The 4,749-nt window shown below is 72.1% G+C and carries 5 protein-coding genes and 1 tRNA gene; 4 read left to right on the top strand and 2 right to left on the bottom strand.

All coding sequences use genetic code 11. The features are described from left to right. Together ACQKIP_RS40125 and ACQKIP_RS40120 are read left to right on the top strand one after the other, a co-directional pair. The coding region (locus ACQKIP_RS40125) for an RNA polymerase sigma factor (protein WP_427745299.1) at positions 1 to 473 on the top strand (473 nt) is incomplete at its 5' end. Then, a complete protein-coding gene (locus ACQKIP_RS40120) occupies positions 470 to 1,144 on the top strand; it encodes a hypothetical protein (protein ID WP_365855158.1) in 675 nt (224 codons plus the stop codon). The genes ACQKIP_RS40125 and ACQKIP_RS40120, both read left to right, overlap by 4 nt. A gap of 77 nt (positions 1,145 to 1,221) precedes the next feature. Here ACQKIP_RS40120 and ACQKIP_RS40115 read toward each other — a convergent pair. Beyond that, a tRNA-Pro gene (locus ACQKIP_RS40115) sits at positions 1,222 to 1,295 on the bottom strand. Positions 1,296 to 1,425: 130 nt separating this feature from the next. On the opposite strand from ACQKIP_RS40115, the gene ACQKIP_RS40110 reads away from it, so the two are divergent. Both ACQKIP_RS40110 and ACQKIP_RS40105 read left to right on the top strand, forming a co-directional pair. After that, positions 1,426 to 2,136, top strand: a complete 711-nt coding sequence (locus tag ACQKIP_RS40110) for a transketolase (protein WP_365855160.1) — start codon at positions 1,426 to 1,428, stop codon at positions 2,134 to 2,136. Between the two features lie 53 nt (positions 2,137 to 2,189). Next, the gene (locus ACQKIP_RS40105; RefSeq protein ID WP_365855162.1) at positions 2,190 to 3,143 is read left to right on the top strand and encodes a transketolase family protein; all 954 of its coding nucleotides are present in this window, start codon (positions 2,190 to 2,192) and stop codon (positions 3,141 to 3,143) included. On the opposite strand, the gene ACQKIP_RS40100 is transcribed toward ACQKIP_RS40105, so the two are convergent. Next, positions 3,094 to 4,533, bottom strand: coding sequence for an MFS transporter (locus ACQKIP_RS40100; protein ID WP_427745300.1), 1,440 nt, complete (start codon positions 4,531 to 4,533; stop codon positions 3,094 to 3,096). The genes ACQKIP_RS40105 and ACQKIP_RS40100 overlap by 50 nt on opposite strands. Between the last annotated feature and the right edge of the window lie 216 nt (positions 4,534 to 4,749).

The following is a 4,749-nucleotide window of genomic DNA, read 5'->3' as shown; positions in this document are numbered from 1 at the left end:
ATGCCTACCTGCAGCTCAGCTCCGACGCCGACGCCGAAGAAGCCGTCGACCTGACCTTCGACCAAGTCATGGACCGCTGGCCGGACATGCTGGAGATGGAGAACCTCGACGGCTACGCCTGGACGGTGCTCAAGCGCCGCATCATCGACATGCACCGGAAGCGCCGGCGCCGCCCCGAACCGATGGACACCGCGGCCTTCGAGGCCGCCCTGGCCGCCGGCGCCGCCGAAGACCCCTTCGACGCCCTGACCGACACCATCGCCCTGTACGGGGCCGTCGCCCGCCTCAGCGAACGCCAGCGCGACGCGATCCTCCTCTGCTACGGCATGGGCCACACCTGCGTAAAGGCGGCCGAGCTGATGGGCACCGAAGCAGCCACCGTCCGCTCCCAGCTCAGCCAGGGGCGCCGTCGCCTCGCCCGCCTGCTGAACCTCCACCACCCGGACTTCACTTACCGGAAGAGCACCACATGAGCACCACACGGCCCGACCACCGCCGGACGATCGACGACCTGCTGGGCAAGGCCCGCACCCGCGACCGCTACGGCGACTACGACGTCGGCGCCGCCGAGACCCGGCTGCGCCAACGCCAGGCCACCCGCCGACGCACCGCCCGCGCCCCGTCCGCGCCAGGATGGACGCCGGTATGGACCGACCCAGGCGCCGACCGCGCCCCCGACGCCGACCATGCCTGGTGGGACCTGAAAGCGGTCAGCCTGCTCATCCTCTTCGGGCCTGAAGTCGACCGGCATCTGAGCGACTTCATCACCGCTCAGTACGCCGACAAGACCGGCGCCCTGGTCTTCGCCTGCCTCCTGCATCTGGCCGACGACACCGAAGGCGCCCGCTTCTGGTGGCGCTTCGCCGCCGGCGCCGGCCACCACGTCGCGGAGTACTGCCTCTTCCTGGAGCACACCCAGACCGGCGAGTACCACGACGCCGAGCACTGGGGACGCCAGCTGGTGCGCCACGACTTCGAACCCACCTACCTCTGCGGGGACCGCGCCACCGCCCCGCTCATCCTTCCGTCCCTCATCGAAGAGCTCCGCAACCACATCACCCAGAGACAGCACCCCGACCTCGGCACCGTCCCCCTCCCCCAGCCCCCGCTGGTCCAGGAACTGCGCCACCTCACCACGCTGTAACCCCCGGGCTCCCGAAAACCGCCCGCAAACACGAAGTAGGGGCCATCCAAAGATGGCCCCTACCTGCGACGTTTCCGTCGGGACGACAGGATTTGAACCTGCGACCCCTTGACCCCCAGTCAAGTGCGCTACCAAGCTGCGCCACGTCCCGATGCCCGTGTGACCTGGGGTTTTCCCCTGGCCGAACGTGCACCGAAACAATACCGCACTCGGAGCCGTGATCGCTCACGCCTTTTGTGCCTGTTGACCTCAAGCGGACTTGAGGTTGCACGCTCTGTGTCATGACGACGACAACGGAACGCGCGCACACCTATGGATACGCGGACCTGTCCCGCCTCATGGGGCGGATGACGGGGGACGAGAAGCACGGGCCCGCCGCTACGTCGACGCTCGACGCGCTCTGGGTTCTCTACGACCGGGTGCTCAGGGTCACACCCGAGCGGGTGGACGATCCGGGGCGCGACCGGTTCCTGCTCTCCAAAGGACACGGGCCCATGGCGTACTACGCCGTGCTCGCCGCCAAGGGCTTCTTTCCCGTCGACTGGCTCGACGGGTTCGGGGGGTACGACTCCCCGCTGGGGCACCACCCGGACCGGGAGCTCGTGCCGGGGGTCGAGATCGGGAGCGGGTCCCTCGGGCACGGGCTGCCGCTCGGCGTCGGGACCGCGCTCGGGCTCGGCGCGCGCGGGATCTCCGGCGCCAGGGTGTGGGTGCTCGTGGGCGATGCCGAGCTGGACGAAGGCAGCAATCACGAGGCCATCGCCTTCGCCGGGCCCTCCGGCCTGGAGCAGCTGCACACCGTCGTGATCGACAACGCCTCCGCCCGGCATGCCAGGCCCGGCGGGATTGCGGCGCGCTTCGAGGCGGCGGGGTGGTCCGCCGCCACCGTGGACGGGCGTGATCACGACGCGCTGTACGCGGCCTTCACCGCGCCGCATCCGGGGCGGCCCCGGGTGGTCGTGGCCCGGGTCGAGTCCAAGCGGTCGTCGTAGCCGGCCTGAGCGGCACCCCTCTTCTATCGGATCTCTAGTGGGAGTTTTCTGTCATGGACACCATGCGTGATCGTTTCGGTCCTGTCGTTTCGCAGCTGCTCGACGAGGATCCGCGCGTCGCCGTCGTCCTCGCCGAGATCGGCGCGGACGCATTCGCCCGGGCTCAGCGCAAGCACCCGGACCGGGTGATCAATGTCGGGATCCGGGAGCAGCTGCTCGTGGGGACCGGTGCCGGGCTCGCCCTCGCGGGGCTGCGGCCCGTCATGCACACCTTCGCCAGCTTCCTCGTGGAGCGGCCCTTTGAGCAGGTGAAGCTGGACTTCGGGCACCAGGGCGTGGGAGGTGTTCTGGTGAGCGCCGCCGGCTCCTTCGACTGGCCCGCCGGTGGGTTCACGCACATGTCGCCGGGCGATGTGGCCCTGCTCGACACGCTGGACGGCTGGACCGTACATGTGCCGGGGCACCCGGACGAGGCCGAGACGCTGCTGCGGCACGCGGTCGCCGCGGGCGACGACAAGGTGTACGTCCGGCTCTCGGTGCAGTCGAACGACCGGGGGCTGCCGGTGGACGGGGCGCGCTTCCATACCGTGCGCGAGGGCCGGGCCGGGGTCGTGGTCGCCGTCGGGCCGCTGCTGGACAACGTGCTCGCAGCGACCGAGGGCCTCGATCTCACCGTGCTGTACGCGACCACGGTGCGGCCCTTCGACGGGGAGGCGCTGCGGCGCGCGACGGGGGCGGGGACGGTCGCCGATGTCGCGGTGGTCGAGCCCTATCTCGCCGGAACCTCCACCGCCGCCGCGAACGACGCGCTCGCCGATGTCCCGCACCGCGTGCTCGGGCTCGGCGTGGGCCGTGCCGAGCTGCGTCGCTACGGGCAGATCGACGAGCACATCGCCGCGCACGGGCTCGACGCCCGGTCGCTGCGGGAGCGGATCACCGGGTTTCTGGGGGCGCGGATCACCGGGTCTCCGGGGGCGCGGCACGGGCTTGCGCACAGCCCCGTATAGCTCCGTCCCGGCCCGTCGCGGGCAGGTCCTCCGGCCGCCGTGCCCTCGCCGCTTCGGCCGCGGGGCCGCCGCCGGAGACCGGCACTCTCCCGTCCGTCCGGACCAGTCCGCGTATCGCCGGTACGGAGAGCAGGGCCAGGCAGACCGCGAGCGTCGTCACGGCGCCCGTGAGCAGCACGTGTTCCGCGCCGAAGGCGCTCGCGGCGGGGCCCGCGAGCGCCTGGCCGACCGGCAGCAGGGCGATCGATCCCGCGACGTCGTAGGCATGGATGCGGTTGAGGACGTCGGGCGGCACCTGGGTCTGGACGCTCGTGGCCCACATGACGCCCCAGAAGGAGAGCCCGGCACCGGCGATCGCGGCGCCCGCCGCCATGAGCGGCACGCCGAGCTGGGCGCCGACGGCCGCCGGGAACGCGCAGTAGCCGATCAGGGCGAAGGAGCCCGCGCGGAGCATGCGGCGGGGGCGCAGACGCAGGGCGACCAGGCCGCCGAGCACCGTACCGGCGCCCAGGGCGGAGTTCACCAGGCCGTATGCGCCCGAGCCGTGCTCCTGGACCACGAGCGTGGCGACGAGGGGTGTCAGCGGGCCCGTGGTCGTGATCATCAGGACGCAGAAGATGGCGATGACGCCCCAGAGCCAGGTGCGGGACCTGAACTCCCGCCAGCCCTGCACCAGATCGGCCCGGAAGCCGTTGCTGTGCGGAAGCGAGCCGGGCCGCGCGGGCGGCAGCCTGAGCAGGACCAGGCACAGGGCGCTCAGTCCGTACGTTCCCGCGTGCGCGGCGAAGACGGCGCCGGGTGAGGCGAAGGCCACCAGGACGCCCGCGACGGCCGGTCCCGCGAGGGCCGCGGCCGACTCGGCGACGCGTATCGCGCCGTTGGCCTTCTGGACGTCGGAGGCAAGGCGCGGGACCGTGCTGGCGACGCCCGGCTGGAAGAGGGCGCCCGCCGCGCCGTTGACCGCGCCGATCACGCAGATCTGCCAGAGGACGACGTGGCCCGAGAAGAAGAGCGCCGCGGCGATCGACTGTGTGCCGAGCCGGACCACGTCCGCGCCGATCATGAGGAGGCGGGTGCTGAACCGGTCCGCGAAGACCCCGCCGAAGATCACCAGGCCCGCGAAGCAGACGGTCGTGGCGGCCATCGCGAGTCCGACCGCGCCCGCGCCGTGCCCGTGCTGGAGCAGTCCCGCGGCGAGCGCGACGGGCAGCATGGTGTCACCGAGCTTGGCCACGGTCCGCGCCCCGAAGAAGAAGCCGAAGTCCCGCGACCAGATGCTCCCGCGGCCACCCACGGCAAGCGGGCCTTTGTGGTCCGCGGCCAACGGCCCCTTGAGGTCCGCGGCCAGCAGGCCCTTGAGGTCCGGGGCCAACAGGTCCTCGCGGCGCATAGCCAACGGCCCTTCGGCACCCCCGCCCAGCGGGCCCTCGCCGTCCGTGCCCGATGCCCCCTCCCGGCCCGAGGCCAGCAGCCCCTCGCCGCCCCCAGTCAACGGCCCCTCGCGACCCACGGCTGGCAGCCCCTCGGGGCCCATGGCAGACAGACCCTCGCGGCCCACGGCTGCCAGACACTCGCCACCCCCGCTCAACCGCCCCTCCCGCTACGA

This window comes from Streptomyces sp. NPDC059900, from assembly GCF_050270335.1.
In the GTDB taxonomy this organism is placed as follows: Bacteria; Actinomycetota; Actinomycetes; order Streptomycetales; family Streptomycetaceae; genus Streptomyces.
This window is presented reverse-complemented; position numbering and strand designations above follow the sequence as displayed.

Excerpts from the sequence above, each read along its gene's own strand:
- ACQKIP_RS40120 (WP_365855158.1), top strand. The coding sequence starts at position 470 with ATGAGCACCACACGGCCCGACCACCGCCGGACGATCGACGACCTGCTG.
- ACQKIP_RS40110 (WP_365855160.1), top strand. The coding sequence starts at position 1,426 with ATGACGACGACAACGGAACGCGCGCACACCTATGGATACGCGGACCTG.
- ACQKIP_RS40105 (WP_365855162.1), top strand. The coding sequence starts at position 2,190 with ATGGACACCATGCGTGATCGTTTCGGTCCTGTCGTTTCGCAGCTGCTC.
- ACQKIP_RS40100 (WP_427745300.1), bottom strand. The coding sequence starts at position 4,533 with ATGCGCCGCGAGGACCTGTTGGCCCCGGACCTCAAGGGCCTGCTGGCC.